This is a genomic window from Microcoleus sp. PH2017_12_PCY_D_A (assembly GCF_020738565.1).
Lineage (GTDB): Bacteria > Cyanobacteriota > Cyanobacteriia > Cyanobacteriales > Microcoleaceae > Microcoleus.
Window position 1 is genome coordinate 15613 of the sequence record NZ_JAEQCI010000129.1, and the last position, 2616, is coordinate 18228.

Annotated in this window: 2 protein-coding genes; both read left to right on the plus strand. The window is 41.8% G+C overall.

Annotated elements, in window-relative coordinates; translation table 11 throughout:
- The first annotated feature begins 83 nt into the window (after positions 1 to 83).
- Positions 84 to 1004 (plus strand): hypothetical protein, encoded by a 921-nt coding sequence (locus JGK39_RS28325; RefSeq protein WP_293299042.1) that lies wholly within the window; start codon positions 84 to 86, stop codon positions 1002 to 1004.
- Positions 1005 to 1040: 36 nt separating this feature from the next.
- Positions 1041 to 2519, plus strand: coding sequence for a PEP-CTERM sorting domain-containing protein (locus JGK39_RS28330; RefSeq protein ID WP_293299040.1), 1479 nt, complete (start codon positions 1041 to 1043; stop codon positions 2517 to 2519).
- Positions 2520 to 2616 lie beyond the last annotated feature (97 nt).

Consider the following 2616-nt stretch of genomic DNA (forward strand, 5'->3'; position numbering starts at 1 on the left):
AAACTATTTTGGCTGATGATAATTGGGGCGGCGGTGTGGTTTTGGTTTGTTCGCTGATTGTCGGGTAGTTGAGAGGGCGAGATATGAAGTATTTTTTCCTATGGATGGTGGCTTTATTTCTGTCTGGGGTAATGGCATTGAACTATACTCCTCCAGCATTAATGGCTAATCAAGATACTGTACAGTTTCATTCCTCAGTTGACAGCAAAACTGACAGCTATATCGACCTCTCAATACCACAAATTTTACCGATTTCCGACAATAGTTTCCACCCTCAGACATCCGTACCACTTTCTACGGACAGAGTAGCTAACTTGGAGACAGGTAACAGGATAACTCGCTACTCTGTCAGTGGCGATCGCTGGGGTCGAGTTACAGTCAAGAATGCTACGACTGGACAGGTGATTCATAGCTTTCAAATGGATTATGGGGTGGTTGTTAGGGAGACTTTTTTCTTGGATGGTGGCAAGACTCTTGCTGCTTCGCAGAAAGACCATACTGTGTTCTGGGATTTGACAACAGAGAAAGAAATACGCCGTTTTCCTCAGAGGATTTATGGTTTTACTCACGATGAAACCAAGTTTTTCACTTTAAAAGAGCCAGATCTGATTCTTTCGCTATATGCCCATCCTAGTCTGAGTTCGATCTGTGAGTTGAAACCAAGCGGAGGTGAGGGCATTATGGATTTTTCCTTGTCTCCCAACGATCGGTTCCTTGTCGTTATGTTTGCCTCTAATTACCCAGAAAGTGATGAAAATTATCCCGGGGGAGACTCCAGTTACCGAACAAGCATTACCGTCAACCTTTTTAATCTCGAAACTTGTCAGGAAATTAAGGAGTTTGCACAAGCATTCAATCCGGGCATTAATACAGGTTATTTTTCACAAAATTCCAATTTTATCATTCTCGAAAAAACGTTTTTTTCTCGACCGGGATCCTCAGATTCTGGATTTGGTTCTTGGAGATTTAACTTGAAAACTTATCAAGTTGAAAAAATCAACTGATCGAATCATACTCACCTTACACATCTACCAAATATCATGAACAAACTGAATCTGTGCACAAGTTTCATAAATCTAGCTGGAACAACTGTCTTGCTTAATTCTTTGTTAAGTATGCCCGCTTGGGGAGCTAATCTTAAGGTTGGCGACTCTATCAATTTTGATGTTATTGTGAGAAATCAACAAATTGGAAAAGTAGATATAACTGTTGCTGAAAAAACGAACCAGCCAGATCAAGGCAGACAGGCGATTACAGGAGGTTTTAATGTTACTAATCAGCAAACACTAGGTCAACTTGTGAGTAGCCTCAATAGTCAATATAACTTGGGATTGGATCATTTCAACTGGTTTCAAATAGCGGAATTTTATCCGCCTATTCCTTTACCTAATACTATTAATCCTTTCATCGATCCTCCAAAAGGAGGTTTGGGCAAACAATGGGCAGATGACAGACCCTGGTATTATGATGAATATACACCTACTTCCGTCCCACCAGGAAAAATTTTCAACGCAACCAATCAACTAAGTGCTAAAGGCCCTAATACAAGTCAAAAATTGGGTTATTTGGATTCTCCTATCGATCGAGTAACACCAAACGCAACATTTAAGTTTCACACATTTCTCATCGGTGACTTTGGGAATAAAACTTATGACACACTAGGCGGTTTTGAGTGGTCAGCAGGAATGCAAAATGGACTTACTCAAATCACTTCTCTCAAGGCAGGAACAACATTTACCAACCAGTATGCCAACCTGATCGAAAAACAGTTTGGCTACAAAAAGGTTGACATACTTCCCACTTATTTGTATTCCAGTACCTTGTCCCCAGGCAAGGTAGACAACTTTACAAAATCAGGACTAGAAGCATCAGCACCTTTTATAGCCTGGACTAATAACTTTCCCGGTGTCAACCCAACCAAAAAACCAGATACAATTTTAGGTGCATTTGACCAGTCTGGAAAGGTGAAGACAGTTAATGATGACGGCGGGCCTTTTGGCAGCAATTGGGGCTCAGGAATTAGAACTGCTGTGAACAGTGACGGTTCAGTCAAACTCAAAGTAACAGGCTACAAAGATTTCAACTTCGATGGACTTAATGACTCCAGCGGTGGGCCTTGTAATGGTGGTAGTGGTGGCGGTGGGTGTTTACCTAATTCACCGCACCCTCAAGCAGGAAAATACGATTTGGCTGTCAAATTGTATCAAGATTTTCTTCCTCTTTCTCCAAATGTTGTTGTGGCATCTGCTAGCAGTACGAGCAGGAATGCCAGGGCCTTTGCTGCTAACAGTGTTAGCGGGGATGAGTCATCTCTTGTCAGCGATGCTGTCTATGCAGCAACTCTTTTAAGTGATGTACAACCAGCAAAAAAAGAGTCTTCTATAAATGCTAAAAACCCTGACGATGATGCCCTTCCAGCCGAAGCCGTTCCCGAACCAACTACCGGATTAGGCGCTTTCTTAGGACTCGGTGGATTAGGTTTACTCAAAAAGCTCAAAAACAGGAAAACTCAGAAGTAGTAGAGTATTTATTGAGGTTGTTGTCTGTCTGTTTTCGAGATCCATTTCGAGTAAATTGTCCAAACGGGCGACCTTTCGACTGGCATCACGTAAAAAT

Bases quoted from the DNA above. Each gene is read 5' to 3' on its own strand.
- JGK39_RS28325 (WP_293299042.1), top strand. From the start codon at position 84: ATGAAGTATTTTTTCCTATGGATGGTGGCTTTATTTCTGTCTGGGGTA.
- JGK39_RS28330 (WP_293299040.1), top strand. From the start codon at position 1,041: ATGAACAAACTGAATCTGTGCACAAGTTTCATAAATCTAGCTGGAACA.